The 20,688-nt window shown below is 61.8% G+C and carries 19 protein-coding genes, 1 tRNA gene and 1 pseudogene; 7 read left to right on the top strand and 14 right to left on the bottom strand.

Annotated features, from left to right (window positions below):
* Window positions 1-142: 142 nt before the first annotated feature.
* From hpnR to RI103_RS10695, 3 genes are read left to right on the top strand one after another with little or no spacing between them, the layout of a single operon-like run.
* Complete coding sequence (hpnR, locus tag RI103_RS10685; protein ID WP_310812013.1) at window positions 143-1,681, top strand: hopanoid C-3 methylase HpnR; 1,539 nt, start codon at window positions 143-145, stop codon at window positions 1,679-1,681.
* Window positions 1,682-1,725: 44 nt separating this feature from the next.
* Window positions 1,726-2,982, top strand: coding sequence for an aconitase X catalytic domain-containing protein (locus RI103_RS10690; protein WP_310812014.1), 1,257 nt, complete (start codon window positions 1,726-1,728; stop codon window positions 2,980-2,982).
* Between the two features lie 10 nt (window positions 2,983-2,992).
* Window positions 2,993-3,469, top strand: coding sequence for an aconitase X swivel domain-containing protein (locus RI103_RS10695; protein WP_310812015.1), 477 nt, complete (start codon window positions 2,993-2,995; stop codon window positions 3,467-3,469).
* 55 nt (window positions 3,470-3,524) lie between these two features.
* On the opposite strand, the gene RI103_RS10700 is transcribed toward RI103_RS10695, so the two are convergent.
* The 9 genes from RI103_RS10700 to RI103_RS10740 all read right to left on the bottom strand — a co-directional run bounded on the left by RI103_RS10700 (window position 3,525) and on the right by RI103_RS10740 (window position 12,773).
* Entirely contained in the window at window positions 3,525-4,202 is a 678-nt protein-coding gene (locus tag RI103_RS10700) for a GntR family transcriptional regulator (RefSeq protein WP_310812016.1), read from the bottom strand.
* Between the two features lie 132 nt (window positions 4,203-4,334).
* Window positions 4,335-5,570 carry an amidohydrolase family protein gene (locus RI103_RS10705; RefSeq protein ID WP_310812017.1) on the bottom strand — a complete coding sequence of 412 codons (1,236 nt, stop codon included), beginning with the start codon at window positions 5,568-5,570 and terminating at the stop codon, window positions 4,335-4,337.
* 46 nt (window positions 5,571-5,616) lie between these two features.
* Window positions 5,617-6,615 (bottom strand): 4-hydroxyproline epimerase, encoded by a 999-nt coding sequence (locus RI103_RS10710; protein ID WP_310812018.1) that lies wholly within the window; start codon window positions 6,613-6,615, stop codon window positions 5,617-5,619.
* 257 nt (window positions 6,616-6,872) lie between these two features.
* On the bottom strand, window positions 6,873-7,775 hold the full coding sequence (locus RI103_RS10715; RefSeq protein WP_310812019.1) for a dihydrodipicolinate synthase family protein: 903 nt from the start codon (window positions 7,773-7,775) through the stop codon (window positions 6,873-6,875).
* 75 nt (window positions 7,776-7,850) lie between these two features.
* The gene (locus RI103_RS10720) at window positions 7,851-9,125 is read right to left on the bottom strand and encodes an FAD-dependent oxidoreductase (protein ID WP_310812020.1); all 1,275 of its coding nucleotides are present in this window, start codon (window positions 9,123-9,125) and stop codon (window positions 7,851-7,853) included.
* 42 nt (window positions 9,126-9,167) lie between these two features.
* A complete protein-coding gene (locus RI103_RS10725) occupies window positions 9,168-10,316 on the bottom strand; it encodes a branched-chain amino acid ABC transporter substrate-binding protein (protein WP_310812021.1) in 1,149 nt (382 codons plus the stop codon).
* A 166-nt stretch (window positions 10,317-10,482) separates the two neighbouring features.
* The gene (locus tag RI103_RS10730; RefSeq protein ID WP_310812022.1) at window positions 10,483-11,028 is read right to left on the bottom strand and encodes a GAF domain-containing protein; all 546 of its coding nucleotides are present in this window, start codon (window positions 11,026-11,028) and stop codon (window positions 10,483-10,485) included.
* A gap of 9 nt (window positions 11,029-11,037) precedes the next feature.
* Complete coding sequence (locus RI103_RS10735) at window positions 11,038-12,447, bottom strand: MFS transporter (RefSeq protein ID WP_310812023.1); 1,410 nt, start codon at window positions 12,445-12,447, stop codon at window positions 11,038-11,040.
* Between the two features lie 239 nt (window positions 12,448-12,686).
* Window positions 12,687-12,773 (bottom strand) — tRNA-Leu (locus RI103_RS10740).
* 390 nt (window positions 12,774-13,163) lie between these two features.
* Here RI103_RS10740 and RI103_RS10745 point away from each other — a divergent pair.
* Window positions 13,164-13,988: a squalene/phytoene synthase family protein gene (locus tag RI103_RS10745; RefSeq protein WP_310815220.1), complete on the top strand. Its 825-nt coding sequence runs from the start codon at window positions 13,164-13,166 to the stop codon at window positions 13,986-13,988.
* 44 nt (window positions 13,989-14,032) lie between these two features.
* Here RI103_RS10745 and RI103_RS10750 read toward each other — a convergent pair whose 3' ends face one another.
* From RI103_RS10750 to RI103_RS10760, 3 genes and pseudogenes are all read right to left on the bottom strand, one after another.
* The gene (locus RI103_RS10750; protein WP_310812024.1) at window positions 14,033-15,277 is read right to left on the bottom strand and encodes a DUF1501 domain-containing protein; all 1,245 of its coding nucleotides are present in this window, start codon (window positions 15,275-15,277) and stop codon (window positions 14,033-14,035) included.
* 65 nt (window positions 15,278-15,342) lie between these two features.
* Window positions 15,343-15,544: pseudogene (locus RI103_RS10755) on the bottom strand (DUF1800 domain-containing protein); the annotation flags it as partial.
* A 280-nt stretch (window positions 15,545-15,824) separates the two neighbouring features.
* Entirely contained in the window at window positions 15,825-16,145 is a 321-nt protein-coding gene (locus RI103_RS10760; protein ID WP_310812025.1) for a hypothetical protein, read from the bottom strand.
* A 229-nt stretch (window positions 16,146-16,374) separates the two neighbouring features.
* Here RI103_RS10760 and ompR point away from each other — a divergent pair, with 229 nt between their 5' ends.
* The 3 genes from ompR (at window position 16,375) to RI103_RS10775 (ending at window position 19,239) form a co-directional block, all read left to right on the top strand.
* Entirely contained in the window at window positions 16,375-17,109 is a 735-nt protein-coding gene (gene ompR / locus RI103_RS10765) for a two-component system response regulator OmpR (protein ID WP_006048917.1), read from the top strand.
* A gap of 44 nt (window positions 17,110-17,153) precedes the next feature.
* Entirely contained in the window at window positions 17,154-18,503 is a 1,350-nt protein-coding gene (locus RI103_RS10770; protein WP_035550334.1) for an ATP-binding protein, read from the top strand.
* A 187-nt stretch (window positions 18,504-18,690) separates the two neighbouring features.
* Window positions 18,691-19,239, top strand: a complete 549-nt coding sequence (locus RI103_RS10775; RefSeq protein ID WP_310812026.1) for a peroxiredoxin — start codon at window positions 18,691-18,693, stop codon at window positions 19,237-19,239.
* A gap of 103 nt (window positions 19,240-19,342) precedes the next feature.
* On the opposite strand, the gene ispF is transcribed toward RI103_RS10775, so the two are convergent.
* Window positions 19,343-19,822 (bottom strand): 2-C-methyl-D-erythritol 2,4-cyclodiphosphate synthase, encoded by a 480-nt coding sequence (gene ispF, locus RI103_RS10780; RefSeq protein ID WP_132374734.1) that lies wholly within the window; start codon window positions 19,820-19,822, stop codon window positions 19,343-19,345.
* 45 nt (window positions 19,823-19,867) lie between these two features.
* The gene (gene ispD / locus RI103_RS10785; protein WP_310812027.1) at window positions 19,868-20,581 is read right to left on the bottom strand and encodes a 2-C-methyl-D-erythritol 4-phosphate cytidylyltransferase; all 714 of its coding nucleotides are present in this window, start codon (window positions 20,579-20,581) and stop codon (window positions 19,868-19,870) included.
* Window positions 20,582-20,688: the final 107 nt, after the last annotated feature.

A 20,688-nucleotide genomic window follows, 5' to 3' on the forward strand; every position in this document is an offset into this window, starting at 1 on the left:
GTAGAATCGCAAGGAGCGCGTGCGCATTGGCATCGCCAGCCAGGACGCAAGGCGCGGCAGCCAACCGTATCGAGGATTTCTGCAGGAAGGCCCGGCGCGTACCGGCAGGTCACGGACGCGCCCTTTCTGCCGAGGAGATCTCATGAAGGTACTCGCCGTACATCCCAGTGGCTTGATGTACACCCGCGTGTTCCTGCGACTCGAACCGCTCGGCCTGGAGACGGTCGCGGCCGTTATCCGCGCGGCTGGACACGAGGTCCGGTTGCTCGACCTGCAAGTGGAATCGCATCGCGATCTGGAGCGGCTGATCCGCAAGTGGCGTCCTGATGCCGTCTGTTTCTCCGGCAATTACCTCGCCAATATTCCCGAAATCATCGATCTGTCGAAAGCGATCAAGGCGCAGTGGCCCGCCTGCTTCGTGTTCGTGGGCGGACACAGCGCGTCGTTTACCGCAGCCGATATGCTCAGGCACGCCGAGGGCGCCATCGACTGCGTGCTGAGAGGCGAAGGCGAGGCGAAGGTCGCCGAACTTCTCGACGCCGTCGCCCGCCAGGCCGATCCGCTGTCGATACCGGGCGTCGTGACCCGCAACGGCGAGGGACCGCTGCCGGGCTTCGCCGAAAGCCTCGATCAGGTTTGCCCCGCGCGCGATCTGCTGCGACATCGGCGCAAATACTTCATTGGCGTGCTGGATCCGTGTGCGTCGATTGAATTCGCGCGCGGCTGCCCGTGGGATTGCACGTTCTGCAGCGCATGGACATTCTACGGACGCAGCTATCGTTCACGCAGCCCCACAGTGATCGCCGACGAACTGGCGTCGATTCGCGAGCCAGGCGTCTTCATCGTCGACGATGTCGCCTTCGTGCATGCGGATCACGGCATGGCGATCGGCCGCGAAATCGAGCGCCGCGGCATACACAAAAAGTACTACCTCGAGACACGCGGCGATATGCTGTTGCGCAACAAGGAGGTTTTCGAGTACTGGCGCACGCTGGGCCTGCAATACATGTTTATCGGCATGGAGGCGATCGACGCCGAAGGGCTCAAGGCGTTTCGCAAGCGCGTCAATCTCGACAAGAACTTCGAGGCGCTCGCGTTCGCGCGCTCGCTCGGCATCACCGTCGCGATCAATCTGATCGCCGATCCCGACTGGGACCATGACCGCTTCGAAGCGATCAGGCAATGGTGTCTGGAGATTCCCGAGATCGTCAACATCAGCGTGAACACACCTTATCCGGGCACGGAAATCTGGTTGCGCGAGCATCGCCAGTTGACCAGCCTCGACTACCGGCTCTATGACATCCAGCACGCCGTCCTGCCGACGAAACTGCCCTTGCCCGAGTTCTACCGCGAACTGGTGCGCACGCAACAGGTACTCAACCGCAAGCACCTTGGCTGGCGCGCACTGCGCGGAGCGGCGAGCGAAGCGGCACATCTGCTGCTGCACGGGCAAACGAACTTCGTGCGAATGCTGTGGCGCTTCAACTCGGTGTTCAATCCGAACCTGCAATTGAACGACCACGCGCGCGAAGTCCGGTATTCGATGACGCCGCCTGCCGCATCGGCCGAGCACGCCAATGTCAAGGTACTGTATGTGCACGGGCCGGCGGGACGCAAGGGCCGCAAGCTCGACGATGCAACGGAAAGTTTCGTCGACGAAACCCGCATGGGTGCGGGCTGATGTTCTAATGCCGATACGAGAGTGACCACAACGAAGAGGCGCCAGTGCTTGAATTATCGGTTCGTGACAAAGCAATGCTCAGTGGTGAGTTGGGTGATGGCGCAGCGCTCGCGATGCGCATAGTTGCCGCCACGGCGCATGTGATGAACGCCCAGGAACTCGTCGACATTTCCTCCGCGCACATCGACGGGTGTCTCTATCACGGATCCGTCAGTCTCGATTTCGTCGAACGGTTTGTCGCGTCCGGAACGCGGGTCGCCGTGCCGACCACACTCAATGTCGGATCGCTCGATCTCATTCATCCGGAGCTGTATCGCGGCAAAACGGCAACCGCGAATGCCGCCAGGCGCCTGATGGAAGCGCATCTGGAACTCGGGTGCGAAGCGACCTTCACATGCGCGCCGTACCAGCTCAAGCACCGTCCGCGCATGGGCGATCAGATCGCATGGGCTGAATCGAACGCGATCGTTTTCGCCAACTCCGTGTTGGGCGCCCGGACAAGCCGCTACGGCGATTTTCTCGATCTTGCGGCGGCAATTACCGGCCGCGCCCCGAATGCCGGACTACACGTCACCGAGAACAGGGCCGCCCGCATTGTGCTCGAAGCGCCCAGCTTTGGTGACTCCCCGCGGCGCGACGCCTGCTTCGCGGCGCTCGGTTTTCTGCTTGGCCTCAATGCCGGCGCAACGGTGGCGGCCATCACGGGCCTGCCTGCCGACACAACAGAGGACGAGCTTAAGTCTCTGGGCGCGGCAGCCGCTTCCAGTGGCTCCGTGGCGCTCTTTCACGCGGTAGGCATCACGCCGGAAGCCCCGACACTCGACGCCGCGCTGCAGGGCGGCGAGCCGGAGCGGACGATTGTCGTCACCGAGGCGGATCTCGTCGGCATCCATCGGAAGTGGAACGCGGCTGGGCACGGCGAGCCACTTGCCGCGATCAGTCTGGGAACCCCGCATTTTTCGGTCGATGAGTTCCGCACGCTTGGCAAACTGTTCGAAGGACACGATGGTTCGCCACGATGCGACTTCTATGTCAATACGAGCCGTTTCGTTCTGTGGCAGATCGAAGCGGAAGGGCTCGCCCAGCAACTCAGTTCCAAGGGCGTCCAGATTGTGGTGGACACATGTACCTACATCACGCCCGTGATGAAACAGATCAGTGGATTGGTGATGACCAACTCGGGGAAGTGGGCCCACTATGCACCGGCGAACATCGGTGTCACCGTTGCGTTTGGGAGCATGGCCGAGTGTGTGCACTCAGCCTTTGAAGGGAGGGTTTGCATCGATGAACTGGCCGGCTAGAGCGACGACCATGATTTCGCCCACTACCGTGCTTGCCGGGCAAGTACTCGTTGCGGGCCGCGCAAGCGGCCTTGCAATCGCCCTACCTCCGCTGAGCTTCTGGGGCGGCTACGACGCCGAAAGCGGAATGATCATCGACAAGACACATTCCGGTTACGGACAAAGCCTGAAAGGCCGGACACTAATCATGGCGCGAGCGCGCGGGTCGAGTTCCAGCAGCAGCGTGTTGGCTGAAGCGTTGCGCAACGGGACTGGCCCGAGCGGCATCATCCTGTCGGAACGCGACCTGATTCTCGCCATCGGCGTGATTGCTGCCAATGAGCTCTACGCCCTCAGCGTGCCAGTGGTGAGCGTCGGCGAGAACGTGTTCGCGCAGATTGCATCTTTCACCGGCACACTGGAGATTGACGCGTGCGATATGGCGCGGCCCGCGAGCATCCATGCCACAGACGGCGATCGCGTTCCCGAGCGCGTCAGGAATCGCTGAACACTTGCTTGAGCGGGTAGACAGGATAAAGACTGACAGACGACGGCCAGTGCGATCAGCGCGCCACCACCGCCTCGACAACCGACATGATCTGCTGCGCGGCCGTCTTGACGTGTTGCTCCAGCAGTTTCGCTCCAAGCTTCGTGTCGCGCTTCCTGCATGCCTCGACCAACGCCATGTGCTCGTCATGCGACTGTTCGCGGATCGGCACCTGCACGGCCTGGAAGCGGAAATACCGATCGCAGCGGTCATGCAGCACCCGTAACATCTGAAGCGTGATATCGCGCTGCGCAGGCAGATAGAGCGTTTCGTGCAAACGCCAGTTCAGTTGCCCCCACACGCCCGAGTCCGCCTTGTCCATTTCCTTGATAAGCCGCTCCGCCTTGCCCATCTCGGCCTCAGTGATGCGCGGAATAGCTTCCGAAAATATCCACGGTTCAAGACGCAGCCTGATGTCGAACGTCTCCTTCACCTCGTCTATCGACAACTCGGCGACATAAGCGCCCTTGTGCGGGACATTGATCAGCAGCCCCTCTGCCGTCAGACGGGTGATAGCCTCGCGGATCGGGACACGGCTCACGCCGAGTTCTTCGGCGAGCGCCTCCTGCCGCAATACCTCACCCGGCGCCAGGTCGCCGCTCAGGATTCGCTGTCGAACCGCCGTGGTGACGAGTTCGACTGTAGTTGGCCGAACGATTTTTCGCGTGCTTTCGTCCGCGATAACTTCGCTCATTGCGGACGCCTCTTTGGTACGACGTTTGGCGGCTACCGGGGGCATGATCAGGCTCAGTGAGGGATTCAGGATACAGTGGCATCCTAACACGGCGCTGGCTTTCGGATACAAAATCCAATGGCCGGCGCTGCGTCACTGCAACGTTTGCCGTACCCATGTGCCGTTCTTCATCACTGCGGCGATGCGCTCGCCCTGCCCGGTCAGGACACTGATGTCTGCGAGCGGATCACCATCGACGACCAGCAGATCCGCGAAGGCTCCCGCGGAGACGACGCCCAGACGGCCCTGCTGTCCGACGATCTCGGCACCCACGGCGGTGGCCTGACAGATCGTTTCGAAAGCACCGAGAATTGCTGAACGGATCGTCAGTTCGTCACTTTGATACTGGTGCATATCGCCCAGCAGGTCGGTGCCGAGACCCATTTTCACGCCCTTGCGTTTGAGCAGTTCGAGCGCCTTCAGGCCCTGGATGCGAACGTTCTCGTTTTTCGCGAGAGCGCTTTCCGCCACACCGGCTTTGGCACCGACCTTGTTCATCGCGTCATAGGTCACGAGTGTGGGCACCGCAAACGCGCCGAACTCCGCCATGACAGCCGCCGCCTCGTCGTCGATCAGGTTGCCGTGCTCGATCGTTCGGACACCGAGCTTCACGACGCGAGAAATCGCCTTGCCGGTGTATGCGTGTGCCATGACATAGGTCTGGTGCGACGCGGCTTCCTCGACGATGGCCTTGACCTCGTCGACGGAAAACTGAAGATTGCCAATCGGATCCGTCGGCGATGCAACGCCACCCGACGCCATGATCTTGATGTGATGCGCGCCGGCGCGCATCTCTTCGCGCACGGCCTTGCGTACGTCGTCCACGCCATCGACGATGCGTCCGATCGCCCCGAGATTGCGATGGCAGCCGCAAGGGTCAGGATCGGAGTTGTCGAAACGCTCACGGAAGTCGCCGTGACCTCCCGTCTGCGAGAGCGCCTTGCCGGCCACGAATAACCGCGGCCCGGCGATCACGCCTTCCTCGATTGCACGCGAAAGCGCGTAGTCTGCGCCGCCGGCATCCCGCACGGTCGTGAAGCCCCGGTTGAGCATGCCGCTCAGGATAGGTACTGCCCGCAAAACGGCAAAGGTATTCGGCAAACGCCCATTGTTCCCGAGGTGCGCCACCGAGGCGATGACGTGCGCATGGCAGTCGATCATGCCGGGCATGACGGTCTTGCCTCCCACGTCGATGATCTGCGCGCCATCTATCGACACCGGCTCGCGGGTCACTTCCTTGATGACCTCGCCGTCCACGACAATCGAATAGCGGGCAGTATCGTTTTCGTGATTCACGTCCAGGATGCGTGCGTTTTTCAGGACCAGCATGTCAATTCCCCACCTGATTGTTGAGCGGCCCACGGGCCGCGGCAGATCACTTCAGCAAAAAGCCTTTGGCGAGCGGATCACGGTCATCGACAAAGATCGTGTTGTGTCCCGTCACCCGCGCCCAACCCTCGATGCTCGGAATGATCGCGTCGAATTCACCTACCTTGGCCGCGTCTTCCGGAACACCAGTGAAGAGCGTGCCGATAATGCTTTCGTGAACAAAACGTTCACCGATCTTGAGTTTGCCCTTGCCGACCAGATGCGCCATGCGGGCCGAAGTACCCGTGCCGCAAGGCGACCGGTCGATGGCCTTGTCACCGTAGAAGACGGCATTGCGTGCGCTCGCACCTTCGACCGTCGGTTCGCCGGTCCACATCACGTGGCTCAGACCGCGGATTTCCGCCTTTTCGGGGTGAACGAACTGATACTTCTCGTTCGCCTTCTGGCGCAGGATCGGACTCAGACGCTGGATATCCGAAGGCTTGAGTGTGTGGAGGCCAGCGAAGTTTTTCTGCGGTTCGACGATCGCGTAGAAATTCCCGCCGTAGGCGACATCGAAGCGGATTTCGCCGAGCCCCTCGACGTCGACCGTCAGGTCAGTCGAGTGAAGGAATGACGGCACATTGATGAGTTGCACGGAGTCGACGTTGTCTCCGTCCATCTTGAAGCGTGCAATCACCAGGCCGGCTGGCGTATCCAGACGCAGCACGCCAGCTTCACGCGGCCGCACGAGACCGTGCTCGATGGCCGTGGTCACCGTCCCAATGGTGCCGTGGCCACACATGGGCAGACAGCCGCTGACCTCGATAAACAGGATGGCAATGTCACAGTCGGAACGGGTCGGCGGATAGAGGATGCTGCCCGACATCACTTCATGGCCCCGAGGTTCGAACATGAGCGATGTCCGGATCCAGTCGAACTCGCGCTCAAAATGCGCGCGTCGCTCGATCATGTTCGCTCCTTCCAGCCGCGGTGCGCCTCCCGCGACGACGCGGACCGGATTGCCACACGTATGTCCATCGATGCAAAAAAATGTCGATTTCATTTGCCCTGCTCCATCCAGAATGACATACAGAAAGTAGCCCGGTGATGGCCACCTGTTCTTATTCACCAGGATACGCTGCCCTGACGTTCGGATCATCCGGCATCTTTTTTACGTCGCCGGACACTTCCACGATTCGGCCCTGAACCCCTGATGCGATGACGAAACGGCAGGCCTTTCGTCACCGGCTAAACGAGCTGCTCAATTCATGTGGAACAGGCCTGTCCACGCCAAAGCGGCAAGGTGCAGGCCCACCCGCATTACTTCGCCAGCGCGCGCACGTTGGCGAGCGTCTTCTCCACGATTGCAATGACCTTCTGGCGCTCTTCGCCTTCGAGCTTCAGACGCGGAGCCTTGACCGTTTCCGGGTAACCCGCCGTGATGTTCTCCGCCAGCTTGATGTACTGAACGAGCTTCACATGCGTGTCCAGGTGGAACAGGTCGATCAATGCACGGTACAGCTTGCGGGCCGATTCATAGTCGCCGGCGACCGCCAGATTCAGCAGTTCGACCGATTCCTTCGGAACGGCGTTAGCCATGCCCGAGACCCAGCACGTCACGCCCAACGCAGCCGATTCGAGCACCAGGTCGTCGACACCGCACACGACCGCAAGCCGGTCGCCGAAACGGCCGATCAGATCGGTGACGCGCGTGGTGTCATACGATTCTTCCTTGATGGCTTCGATCGTCGGCTCTTCCAGCAATTGTGCTACGAGGTCCGGCGTGAGGTCGACGCCGTAACCGCGCGGGTTGTTATAGAGCAGAATGGACAGCTTCGACGCTTGCGCGACCGTCTTGAAGAAAGCGACGGTTTCGCGCGCGTCGGACTTGTACGTCAGTCCGGGGAAAACCATCAAGCCCTGAACGCCCAGTGCTTGCGCTTCCTTCGCGTACTGGACCGCGTTTGCCGTATTGGTCTCGGCGAGACCGGCGATCACCGGCACGCGGCCGTTCACGGTCTCGACAGCAAGCTTGATCACTGTGCGCTTCTCTTCGGGCGTGAGCTGGGCGTTCTCACCGACCATCCCCATCATGACGACGCCGCCGACGCCGCTCTCGATGAGGCGATTCAGACCTGCCTTGATCGCATCGTGATCGAGGGAACCGTCGTCCTTCAGCTTCGTCGTGACAGCGGGAAACACACCTTTCCAGTTGACTTGCATGGCTGCACCTTTGCAAAAAAAATGATAATCAGAGGCGGGATGTCCCGCGGGTCGATCGAGGCCGCGGGGGCCCCGTTAATTCCGGAAGCGGCTGATCGAGTACGGCTCGAGGCCGATTTCGGGTGTTCGATTGGCAAGCAGATCCGCGACGAGCGCACCTGTCGTTGCCGATTGCGTCAGCCCAAGATGGCCGTGACCGAACGCATAGATGACGGAAGGACTGCGTGGCGACCGGCCAATGACGGGCAAGGAATCCGGCGTGGCTGGACGGTGCCCCATCCACTTCACGGCACCCTTGTCGTTGATGCCGGGCATGAAGCGCTTGCCGAGCGCGAGCAGCGCGTCACTGCGTCGGTAGTTCGGCGGCGCCTTGAGGCCGGCGAACTCCGCCGCGCCGCCAATGCGCACACCGATATCAAGCGGAGTGGCGACAAACTTGCGTTCGGCAAAAATCACTTCGCGCGACAGACTGATGCCGTGCGCGGGAAGCGTCGTGTTGTAACCGCGCTCGCTGTCCAGCAGTACGCGGTCGCCAATCGATCGGGCCAGCGCGGCGGACCACGCACCCGTCGCCACGACGAGGCGGCGCCCCTTCACCCATTCGCCCGTCTCGGTGACCGCTGCCGGCGCAAGCGCATCTGCGAGATCAAGCGCCTTCACGGTGCCCACGACAAACGTGGCGCCGAGTCGCTTCACGCGCTCACGCAGTTGGGTCACGAGACGCTTCGGGTCGCCAATGTGCGACCAGTCGTCGAGGAATACTCCGTGACGGAAAACCGGCGCAAGGGACGGCTCGCAAGCGCGGACCTCGTCGGCCGACATGGCGTGCCAGCGCACGCCCAGATCGCGCTTGAATTCCCATTCATGCTGATCGGCGGCGAAGGCTTCGTCGGTCTCGTAGACCGTCAATGCGCCGCGGCGATAGAAACTGTCCATCGCGCCGATGTCCTCGAACATCGGGACGATGTCGTCGTAGACACGGTTGTTCAGCCTGGCCAACGCCAGCGAGATTTCGCGGAAACGGTCCCTGTTGCCGGAGCGCTGAAACTCCATGAACCAGGGTAAGGCTGCCGGCACATGTTTCCAGTCGAGCGCAAGCGGCCCGAGCGGATCGAACAGCCACTTCAGCGCCTTCATGTACAAGCCGTTCACTGAAATGGGCGTGCTCTCCGTCACGGCGATACCGCCCGCGTTTCCGTGCGACGTGCGATCGCCTTCGAAGTCGCGGTCGATAATGGTGACGGTCGCGCCATCGCGCAGTGCGGACCACGCGCACGCGAGACCGACGATTCCGCTACCGATAACCACGACGTCGGGGGTCGTCCGGGAGTGTTGCGCTTGCTGGATCATTTCCGTGAGTAAAGGTATTGCATGGGTCCGCCGTTGCTTCGGTTACCTGGATCCGAGGACCGTTATCGGCTTCCACTGTCCGTTTTCACACTTGTAGACGGTGATGATTGCGTCGCGCAGATCGCCGAACCTGTCGTATGCGAAGTGCTCACTCGTGACACCCTTCATGTCCGTCTTCGCGAGCACCGGCAGGTAGACGGCCGGGTCCGACGAATTGGCCTTCTGCATCGCCTGCATCATGGCCATCGCGCCGTCGTACGTGTACGGCGCATAGGTTGTCGGTTCAGCGCCGAACTTGGCCTTGTAGCGTTGCGTGAAACCCGCGCCACCCGGCATCCTCTCCAGCGGCAGCCCCGCGAGCGAGACAATGGCACCGTCCGCGGCCGGCCCGGCGATCTTGATGAAGTCCTCCGTCTTCGACATTTCGCCCGAGGCGAAGGTTGCCTTCATCGCAAGCGAGCGCGCCTGCTTGACCAGCGGCGCGGACTGCGCATCGGCGCCTGCGTAGTAGATGAAATCAGGATTCTTCGACTTGATGCCGGTCAGAATGGCCTTGAAGTCGACTGCCTTGTCGCACGTGAACTGATGATCGATGATGTTGCCGCCAGCCGCCTTGACTGCCGTCTCGAACTGCTCCGCAAGACCCTGGCCGTATGCCGTGCGGTCATCGATGATTGCAATGCGCTTCGCATGGAGCGTCTCGACCACGTACTTGCCCATCACGCTGCCCTGCTGCGTATCCGAGGTCATCATCCGGAACGTCGTGTTGAAACCCTGGCGCGTATAGGCGGGCGCGGTTGCCGTCGAAATCTGCGGAATGCCTGCGCGTGAATAGATCGCCGAAGCGGGGATCGTCACGCCGGAGTTGAAGTGACCAAGCATGCCCTTGATCCCGTCGTCGACCAGCTTCTGGGCGACGACCGTGCCCGTCTTCGGGTCCGCCTGGTCGTCGAGCGCCTCCAGCACGAACTTGGTTTCCTTGCCGTCGACCTTGGGCTTCGTGGCGTTGAAGTCGTCAATGGCGAGTTGCACGCCCGATTCAAAATCCTTGCCGTACTGCGCCTGCGCGCCCGTCATCGGCGCGGCCAGACCCAGCTTTACCGTTTGTGTTTCGGCGGCCTGGGCGACTCCGAACGACAGGGCGAGCAATCCCGAAGCAGCGGCTGCAAAAGCGGTGGTGCGAAGTTTCATGCCAGTCTCCTTGCTACCGTAAAAGCCGCACTTGGGGACGCCGGAAACACATTATATTGGATCCAATATACAAGCATTCCGCGTATGATGCGCCCCTTAAGCGGGTCTGTCAAATGCGTTCGAAATAATTGGCGGAACGCGGTTTTCTGTGTCCCCGCCGCCGCTCCTACACCTGCTCCATGAAGTCAGGATCCTCTAGCCCACGCAGCCTTTGCACCTGATCTTCGAGTGGCGAAACCGCCAGTTGTGCAAACACCAGCGCCAGTCCCAAATCAGCATGGTCATACAGTCCAGCTTCGCCAAGCAGATTCATTGTGCCCAGCGTGACGCCGTTCTTGCGCACGGGGATGTTCAGCACGCTCTCACACCCAATGGACCACAACACCTCGTACTCCGAAAACACGGCCTGGATATCCTCGCGCGTTGAACCGACAAAGATCTCCCCGCGACGAAGCACCTGGTCCGACCAGCGGCTTTGCGTCACCCGCTTGAGCCCGCCTACCGGATTGATATCCAGGCGATTGCTATGCAGACGTCCCAGCCGGCTCGATGCCTCGTCATACGCCAGCACCGTGAAGAGGCGCTGGCCGAATACCTCCGTGAGGGAGCGCTCGAACTCGGACCATATGATGTCGGCGTTGCCGCCTTCCTGCTGAATCGCGGCTAGACGCTCGATCGCCAGAGAAATGTGCGCGTGGTTGGTGTCCGTCACGAAAACTCCTTATTTCGCGGTTCGAAGTGCGGCGCTGTGCGCGTCGGGACGCATTGAGCCGTACTCCTCCTCGGAAATTTCTTCAAGCGTCTTGCCGGTCGTCGAGACGCCCAGGAAAATCACGGCGAGCGCGCCGATCAGCAGGATGACCGTGGTCATGCCGAACACGCCGGCAAAACCCCACAATGGGTAGATGTAGCCCACCAGCATGGGTGAACAGATCGCGCCGATACGGCCGAACGCCGAAGCCGTGCCCATCCCCGTCGCACGCAGATGCGTCGGGAACACTTCAGGGGTATAGGCATATTCGCCCGCGTTGACGCCGTTCATCGCGAACGACATGAATATCGAAGCAAGGACGATCGATGTATCGCTGCCCGCATTGGCCAACCAGATACCTGCGACGCAAGCGAGTGCCATGTACGTGACGATGGTCGTCTTGCGTCCCAGTTTTTCGCAGAAATAGGCCGACGAGTAGTAGCCTGGAATCTGCGCGAGGTAGATCAGGATCGAGACGGAAAAGCTCTTCGTAATGGTCATGCCATGCTGAACGAGCAGGCCGGGGATCCAGACGAAGAATGCATACGAGCAGAACGTCACCGACAGCCATAGACACCAGCTCATCAGCGTCGTTTTGGCGAGAGGCGGCCTCCACAGCAGCTTCAGGTTTCCGAAGAAGGAACCCGAGTGCTCATAGCTGGCGGCAGCGCCTGTCACAGGCACGACGGGAGGCAGCGTTACACCCGTGCGTTCGATCTGCCGCTCGATATCGGACACTACGGCTTCGGCTTCAGCGTGACGGCCGCGAATCTCCAGCCACCGCGGCGACTCGTGCAGCGAACGCCGCCACCAGAGCAGCACGACGACAGGTACGGAAACGATCACCAGCGCGATACGCCAGCCCTCCGGATTCAGCGGGATCACGAAGTAGCCGATCAACGCCGCGGCAACAAAGCCGAACGAGAAGAAACCGGCCAGTGCGCCAGTAAAGGCGCCCCGATAGCGGTTACTGACGAACTCCACCAGGAACGGCGCAATGATCGCGCCCTCGGCGCCCATTCCGATACCTGCGATTGCTCGCAGCAGAGCGAACGTGTGCCAGTCGTTCACAAACGCGTTGGCAAAGGTCAGCACGCAGAAGAAGGTCAGCGCCCACATCATGACGACACGGCGGCCGAAACGGTCGCCCAGCAGGCCGGCGATTAGCGCACCGACGAGAAATCCAACATAGGTGCTACTGCCCAGAAGCCCGGTTTCGAAACTCGTCAGATGCCATTTGGTACGAACAACGGGCAGGATAAACGCGATGATGGCTGCGTCGACGGCTTCGAACATGAAGCCCAAACCGCCCATGATGAGCAGCTTGAAGTGGAAACGACTGAACGGAAGGCGTTCGAGCCGGGCTGCAATCGGTGACATGTAGTTGCTCCCGAAATGAGAGATCGACCAGCCCGGAATCGCCCGGACCAATGTGCGATGACAATATCCTGTATCCAAAATCCAGAGTCAAGGGCGGGTAAACCTCTGCGTGCGCTTTCCTCGCCGGGGACGCGGCAGACGGCATCAGAACCTGAGCGCGCGGCGGAATGCGTTCAAGAAACCATACTGCGGACGTAAAAAAGGCCACGTACCTTTTGGGAACGTGGCCTTTATTTCTTTGGTGCGTGAGGCCGGACTCGAACCGGCACGAGATTGCTCCCGTCAGGACCTAAACCTGGTGCGTCTACCAATTTCGCCACTCACGCGAATTTTTATACCTTGCAGGCAGGACCGCTGCGATATCGCGCGCGACAAGCCCTCTGCGACACCGGCAACAACCCTTATTTTACGCGGGTTCCCGCGACTTTCAGTGCTGCTGCCGCCGCATGCAGCGGCAGGACCTCCCTGGCGTCTCCACCAATTCGCCACCCGCGCAGCCGGGCATGGCACGATGCGCCCGCCCGTTGTACTGCATGCTGTCAGCCGCGTCGAAAACACGCGCCCCGAAAGCGTAAGCGCGAGATTCTAACCGATTGATTCGCGCTTGTCTGCATCTGCCAGGCATCTGTCCGGGCGGCGCCGATGCTACAATTTTTGGCTTCGTGCACGCGCGGCGTGCCCCCTCTTTGCCTGCCCTTCCCCACATTCCCAATCCAGTGAATTTCGACGAATACTGCCAGCAGAAAGCGGCGCCGCCCGGATCAAGCACTTACTATGCGCTTCGGCAGGCGCCCGCAGCCAGCCAGCCGCTGTTGACCGCGCTGTTCGCGCTGCGCCGCGAGTTCGAGGAAACGGTCAAGGAGACCAGTGATCCGGCCATCGGCCGCACGAAGCTCGCGTGGTGGCAAAACGAACTCGCCGCGCTGGCTTCGGGTTCGCCGTCGCACCCGGTCTCCAAGGCGCTGGCGGCCTACATGCCCGATGTGAAGGCCGAGTATCCGGCGCTGCAGGCGTTGCTCGCCGGCTTCGAAATGGACCTCGACCAGGCGCGTTACCTCGACTACCCGAATCTGCGGCGCTATGTACAAGGCGTGGGCGGCACCTTCGCCTCGCTGGTCGCGCGCGCAACGGCGAAAGACGCCGCGCAGGCGTCGAACTGGTCCGCGCCGCTCGGCGAGGCGCTGCTGCTCGCGCAGATCGTCGTCGAAACGGGCAATGATGCGCGCCACGGCCGCATCTATATTCCCATCGACGAAATGCAGCGCTTCAATGTGACCGCCGCTGACCTGATCAATCGAAAATATAGCGACGCCTTCACCGAGTTGATGCGCTTCGAGACCAAGCGCGCCCGCGATGCGTTGCAGACCGCGCTCAGCGCCGTGCCCGCCAGCGAGCGTCGTTCGCAGCGCACGCTCGTCGCGCAGGCGGCATTGGCGTTGGCCTTGCTGGATGAAATCGAACGCGACGGCTATCACGTTCTGCATCAGCGCATCGCGTTGACGCCGATTCGCAAGCTCTGGATCGCGTGGCGCGCCAAGTGACCGACCCGCGTGGCCGTTTCGTTCCGGTCTCGCTCAGCGCGCGGTCAGGCGCGTAACAAGGGCAGCGGTTCGAACCGCTGTTGCAGGATCGTCGACGCGTCGAGCCCCCACCACGGCCCGAGCACGGTGGCGTACAGTTGCCGGAAATCGACGCCGACCGGCAGGTTGCCATTGCCGTCGAGCTGCGCCAGCACCGGCGCCGCGCCGTACAAGCCGCCGCGCACGCGCCCGCCTGTCACGAAATGCGGCGCCACAGTGCCGTGATCGGTACCGTGGCTCTGATTCTCACGCGGCCGCCGACCGAACTCGGCATAAGTCATCATCAGCGTATCGTCCCAGCGGCCAAGCTCGACGAGCGCCGACTTCATCGACATCAATCCTTGGGCGAGTTGCTTGAGCAGCGCCGCCTGCTGACCTGGCTGATTCTGATGCGTGTCGAAACCGTTCAGCGTCAGGCGAATCACCGCGACGCCGTGGCCACGCTGCGGCTGTCCTTGCGGCGTGCTCCCCAAGGAGACTTCCTTCGCAGCGTCACCCGCCGCCAGCACCTGCATCGCCGTTTTGATCGAACTGCCAAACGCTCCGCCCGGAAACACGGTTTGCAACTGAGCCTGACCTTGCGCGGGACGCAGCCGGTCGGCGGCTTTCACAATGTCGTTCTCGACGTCGAGGATATGGGCCAGCTCTGGATTGCGCTCGTGCAGCGATACGGGCCTGGCGAGCCGCGAAGCCTTGACGAACTGTGCCGGATTGACCAGCGCGATCGCACGCGCGCCGTTCGCGAGCGGCCCCATCTCGGCGCTGCCGATCACCACGCCGTCAGCGGCGAAACCGGCGGGCACCGGCGTCTGCGCAAACGCACGCGTCAGCCATCCCTCGCGCAGATACTGGTCGGAACGCGACGCGGTGTCCCAGATCTCAATCGAGCGGAAATGTGACAGGTTCGGTTGCGCATAGCTCACGCCCTGCACGATCGCGAGTTGTTGGGTGCGCCACAGCGGCATCAGCGGTTGCAAGGACGGGTGCAGCGCGGTGCGCTCGTCGAGCTGAATCGCCTGCTCGCGTTTGATGCCGATGTTCTTGCGCAACTGGTAGTACGTGGGATCGGCAAAGGGAATCACGGTATTCAAACCGTCGTTGCCGCCCTTCAGTTCGATGAGGATCAACAGCTTGTCATAGCCGCGCGCCGACGACGCGCCCGGCGCCGCCATCTGCGCGCCGAACGCGCGGGGCAGCCAAAGTGCGGCGCTCACGGCGGCGCTCATCGAGAGAAAGCTGCGTCGTTTCATCCTGCACCTCGTTCTATTGTCGCGGCGCGGGGCGTATCGCCGTCGACCGTGCTTTATTCAGTGGATCATTTCAATTGATACGCCGGGTTCATCAGCAACGCTTCCAGGCAGGCGCTTGCGGTCGCAACTGTCTCGATCGTATCCACCGGCGCAAGCGCGCAGGACCGCATGCTGCCACTGCAACTGCGCCGCCGACAACCCGGGCCTCGCTGTCGGCGCGGTGCCGTAGTGCGCAAGCCATGTCTCGATGTCGAAGCGTACGCCACCTTCATGCGCTCTGTGAGCGGCGACGGCGTGCTCAACATCGCGCGCACCCACCATGCACGTAATAATTCGTAACGCTGCCCGCGCAAGCGCTGCGCCTCGCGATGTTGATCGTTGACGTGACGTCACGGAAAAGGCGTTGACGCATGCGCGCGTGCATGGCGCGCTTCGCTCTGACGACTCAACGACAGACTGAACGGGCAAGTTGTCGAAGGAAGTGCAATGAAATTTTTCACGCAAGCGACGAGCGTGAAACGCGTGCCGGGGGCAGGCACGATAATGGCTACCGCTTATAGAGTTCGCGGACAGCGTCTTCAATATGCTGCCGTAACAGACGCCGTTCGTCGGGCGTCATATGGCCGTCACGGCGGCGTTGATCAAGATCGGGGGGAACTGCTGTGCGCAACATGACATCTGAAGCGGGGTGGTCGGTGTTCGGGTCGTGGCGGCTGGACTTGCCCTGCTTGGGCGCGTGCGCGCTCGCAGCTCTGTCGGCGGAAGGCTGGGCATGGGCGAGCGTCGGTCCTAGTGAGCCTGCAAGCGTACCGGCTACCGCCAGTGCAATCACGCTTAGGCGCACATTCGGCCAAACCCCTCCCTTCATGTTGTTCCCTTCGTGGCGCGGCAACCGGCTACCTCAAATGCGTATACGAACCCCGGTAACGAGCCGGGTGCGATAGTTTTAGTCGTGTGAAGTATCCACCGAACAGCCGCATTCAGTAAAGGAGTCTAACTGCCCCCGCTTTACGTCGTGCCACAGTGCGGGTAAATTTTGTAACTGACTGTAACCCGTTAAATGATGCAAACGCGCACCACTTTGTAATCGCGCTAAGATGCCGACCATGGAAACCAAAAACCCTTCGAAAATCCTCGTCGTCGACGACGATCCGCGCCTGCGCGATCTGCTGCGCCGCTACCTTGGTGAACAGGGCTTCAACGTCTATGTCGCCGAGAATGCGCCGTCCATGAACAAGCTCTGGGTGCGTGAGCGCTTCGATCTGCTGGTGCTCGATCTGATGCTGCCCGGCGAAGACGGTCTGTCGATCTGCCGCCGCCTGCGCGGCAGCAACGACCGTACGCCGATCATCATGCTGACGGCCAAGGGTGAAGACGTCGATCGCATTGTCGGCCTCGAAATGGGCGCCGACGACTATCTGCCCAAGCCGTTCAACCCGCGCGAGCTGGTTGCACGGATCCATGCCGTGCTGCGCCGCCAGTCGCCTTCGGAGCTGCCGGGCGCGCCGTCGGAAACCACCGAGGTGTTCGAGTTCGGCGAGTTCGCGTTGAATCTCGCCACCCGCACGCTCACCAAGGCCGGCCAGGAAATTCCGCTGACCACGGGCGAGTTCTCGGTGCTCAAGGTGTTCGCGCGTCATCCGCGCCAGCCGCTCTCGCGTGAAAAGCTCATGGAGCTCGCACGCGGGCGTGAGTACGAAGTGTTCGACCGCAGTCTCGACGTGCAGATTTCGCGTCTGCGCAAGCTGATCGAACCCGATCCGGGCAGCCCGCGTTTCATCCAGACAGTCTGGGGTCTGGGCTACGTGTTCATCCCCGACGGTGCAGCCTGAGTTTGCTCTCGCCTCCAGTTTTTGATTTCAGATAAGAAGGGCCCATGCGGATCGACCGGCGCCTCCTGACGCTCGCGTTCGGCGGCCTTTTCTGGCGGACCTTTCTGTTGATCGCGCTATTGATCGCAGTCAGTCTCGCGGCGTGGTTCCAGAGCTTCCGGGTGATCGAACGCGAGCCGCGCGCGCAGCGCGTGGCGTTGCAACTCGTCGCCATCGTCAAGCTCACGCGCACCGCACTCCTCTATTCCGATCCCGACCTGCGGCGCGCCTTGCTGCAGGATCTGGAAAGCAATGAAGGGGTGCGCGTGTACCCGCGCGAAACCACCGACAAGTACAAGCTGCAGCCCGACGAGTCGCTGAACCGGCTGATCGAACACGACATTCGTGGCCGCCTCGGCGACGACACCGTGATTGCGCAGAGCGTGAACGACATCCCCGGCGTGTGGATCAGTTTCAAGATCGACGACGACGACTATTGGGTCGCGCTCGACCGCGATCAGCTCGACAACGCCACTGGTTTGCAATGGGCCGGCTGGGGCGTGTTCGCGTTGGCGCTATCGCTGTTCGGCGCGGCCTTCATCACCAGCCTCGTGAACCGACCGTTCGCGCGCCTCGCCATGGCCGCCCGCAAGGTCGGCTCCGGGCAGTCGCCGGAGCCGCTGCCCGAGCGCGGCATGGGCGTGGCCGCGGAGACCAATCGCAGTTTCAACCAGATGGTGCAGGACCTCGAACAGCTCGAGGCCGACCGCGCGCTGATGCTCGCGGGCATCTCGCACGATCTGCGCACCCCGCTCGCGCGGCTGCGGCTCGAAACCGAAATGAGTCCGTCGGACCAGAGCACCAAAGACGCGATGGTCGACGACATCGAGCAGATGGACATGATCATCGGCCGGTTCCTCGATTACGCGCGCCCGGTGCAGCGCGTGCCGGAACCTGTCGACCTGTCGGTGATCGCGGGAGAACTGGCCGCGCGCATGCAGAGCGAAGACAGCATGCGACTGATCACGCGACTCGCGCCGTCGGCGGTGATCGAGGCCGACGAAACCGACATGCGCCGGGTAGTCGGCAATCTGCTGGAAAATGCGCGCAAGTACGGTCTGAGCGACGGCGACGGCATTCCGCACGTGATTCTGGAAACGCGGGTGTCGCACTCGCGGGTCGAGCTGTCCGTGGTCGACGAAGGCCCCGGCATTCCGGAAGACCAGTTGGCGCTTGTCACGCGGCCGTTCTATCGTGTGAACTCGGCGCGCACTCAAGCGAACGGCACGGGCCTTGGCATGGCGATTGTCCAGCGTCTCGTCGGCCGTTACCGCGGCGCGCTGCGCCTGCGCAATCGCACGCCTGGACCGGGTCTCGAGGTCACCATCGAGTTTCCGTTAGCCAAGGGCGCCTGAGCGGAACGGGCATCATCCGGCCTTCGTAATGAGTTGCCGCGTCGAATAACCACCACCCCGGTTAGTCATTCGAAAACTATCTAACAAATAACCCAACAGCGCTACAGTGAAAGACGTGAACGCGCTCGTTGCGACGAGTTGGTAGCCTCAAACATGCTGTTTTTCCGACGCACGAAGGAGCACTCGCATGAGAACTGTCGGCGATAAACTCGAAGCGTTCACCGTCACTGCCGCGAAGCCGGGTTTCAACCACTACGAAGAGAACGGCGCGTCGGCGTTCGAAGAGATCACGGAGCAGTCGTTCCCGGGCAAGTGGAAAATCATCTACTTCTACCCGAAGGATTTCTCGTTCGTGTGTCCGACGGAAATCGTCGAGTTTGGCAAATTGGCCAAAGATTTCGAGGAACGCGACGCGGTGTTGATGGGCGGCAGCGTCGACAACGAATTCGTGAAACTGGCATGGCGCCGCCAGAACAGGGACCTCGACAGGCTGAACCACTATGCGTTCGGCGACGTGAAGGGCGAGCTGATCGACCAGCTCGGCGTGCGCGACAAGGAAGCCGGCGTCGCGTTGCGCGCCACCTTCATCGTCGATCCGGACAACACGATCCAGCACGTGTCGGTGAACAATCTGAACGTCGGCCGTAACCCGGAAGAAGTGCTGCGTATTCTGGACGGCCTGCAAACGGACGAACTATGTGCTTGCAACCGCCCCGTCGGCGGCGCCACGCTCTAAGCTGTGAAAGCGCACTTCGACACGCCGGTCGCCGAAAGCAAGTCACTGCAGTGAAGCGCGCAGCGCGATGCCGCTCCCCCCGCTGCGCGCGTAGTCAATTCAATCAGTTCTTGATCAGCAGCACCGCGGCCTGGGCTTCAATGCCCTCGCCTCGCCCTAGATAGCCGAGCTTCTCGTTGGTCTTGGCTTTGACGTTGACCCGCTCGATCGGCAGATCAAGATCCGCGGCGATATTGGCGCGCATGCCCTCGATATGCGGCGCGAGCTTCGGCGCCTGCGCCACCACGCTGCTATCCACGTTGGCGATGGAAAAACCCGCCGCCTTCACGCGCGCGAAACATTCACGCAACAACACGCGGCTATCGGCGCCGGCGAATTTTGCGTCGGTATCGGAGAAATGCCGACCGATATCGCCCATCGCCGCGGCGCCGAAAATGGCGTCGGTAATGGCGTGCAGCAGCACGTCCGCATCCGAATGGCCGAGCAGGCCGCGCTCATAAGGAATCGTCACGCCGCCGATAATCAACGGACGTCCCGGCACCAGCGCATGCACGTCATACCCTTGCCCAATTCTGAAATCCATATGCGTCAAATCCTCAAGTCCGCTCACAAAAATTGAAATCGTCCGTCACGAAGCCGCTGGCCGGCTCAGAATCGCCTCGGCCAGATCGAAGTCTTCCGGATAGGTCACCTTGAAGTTGCGCAAGCTGCCCTGCACCAGCTTCGGCGCATGGCCCAGCCACTCGATCGCGCTCGCTTCGTCGGTCAGGTCGTGACCGTCGGCCTGCGCGCGCAGAATCGCCTCGCGCAACATGCCGATGCGGAACATCTGCGGCGTCTGCGCCTGCCACAAGCCGTCGCGCGCCTCGGTGCGGGCGATCCGGCCGTCGGCCGAGCCCGCGTCGAGCCGTTTCAGCGTGTCCGCCACGGGCAAGGCCATGATGCCGCCCACCGCGTCGTCCTTCAGCGCGTTGATCAGCGTGCGGATCAGCGCGGGCGTGATGCCGGGGCGTGCCGCATCGTGCACGAGCACCCAGTCGTCGTCACGCGCGCCGAACTCGGCGAGCGCATGCAGGCCGTTGAGCACCGAGGCCTGGCGCGAGGCCCCGCCGCTGCGCCGCACGGCGAAACGCAAGCCGCCGAAGCGGCGGCCGTCGAAGTGCGTGTCGTCAGGGGCAATCACGACAAGGGTTTGCGCAAACTCGCTGCAGGCGTCGAACGCCGCCAGCGAATAATGCAACATGTCGCGGCCGGCGACAGTGCGATATTGTTTGGGCATCGCGGCGCCGGAACGGCTGCCGGTGCCAGCGCACGGAATCAGGGCAAATAGACGGGAAGTCACGAGTGCGGATGCCGCGAAGTCAAAGTAAAGCACGGATTTTATAATAGGTCCTTCGCATCCACGCCCCGACACGCGTAAACTTGCCGGTCACGTGTGAGCCCGAGGCC

Origin of the sequence: Paraburkholderia sp. FT54, from assembly GCF_031585635.1 — a bacterium.
Lineage (GTDB): Bacteria > Pseudomonadota > Gammaproteobacteria > Burkholderiales > Burkholderiaceae > Paraburkholderia.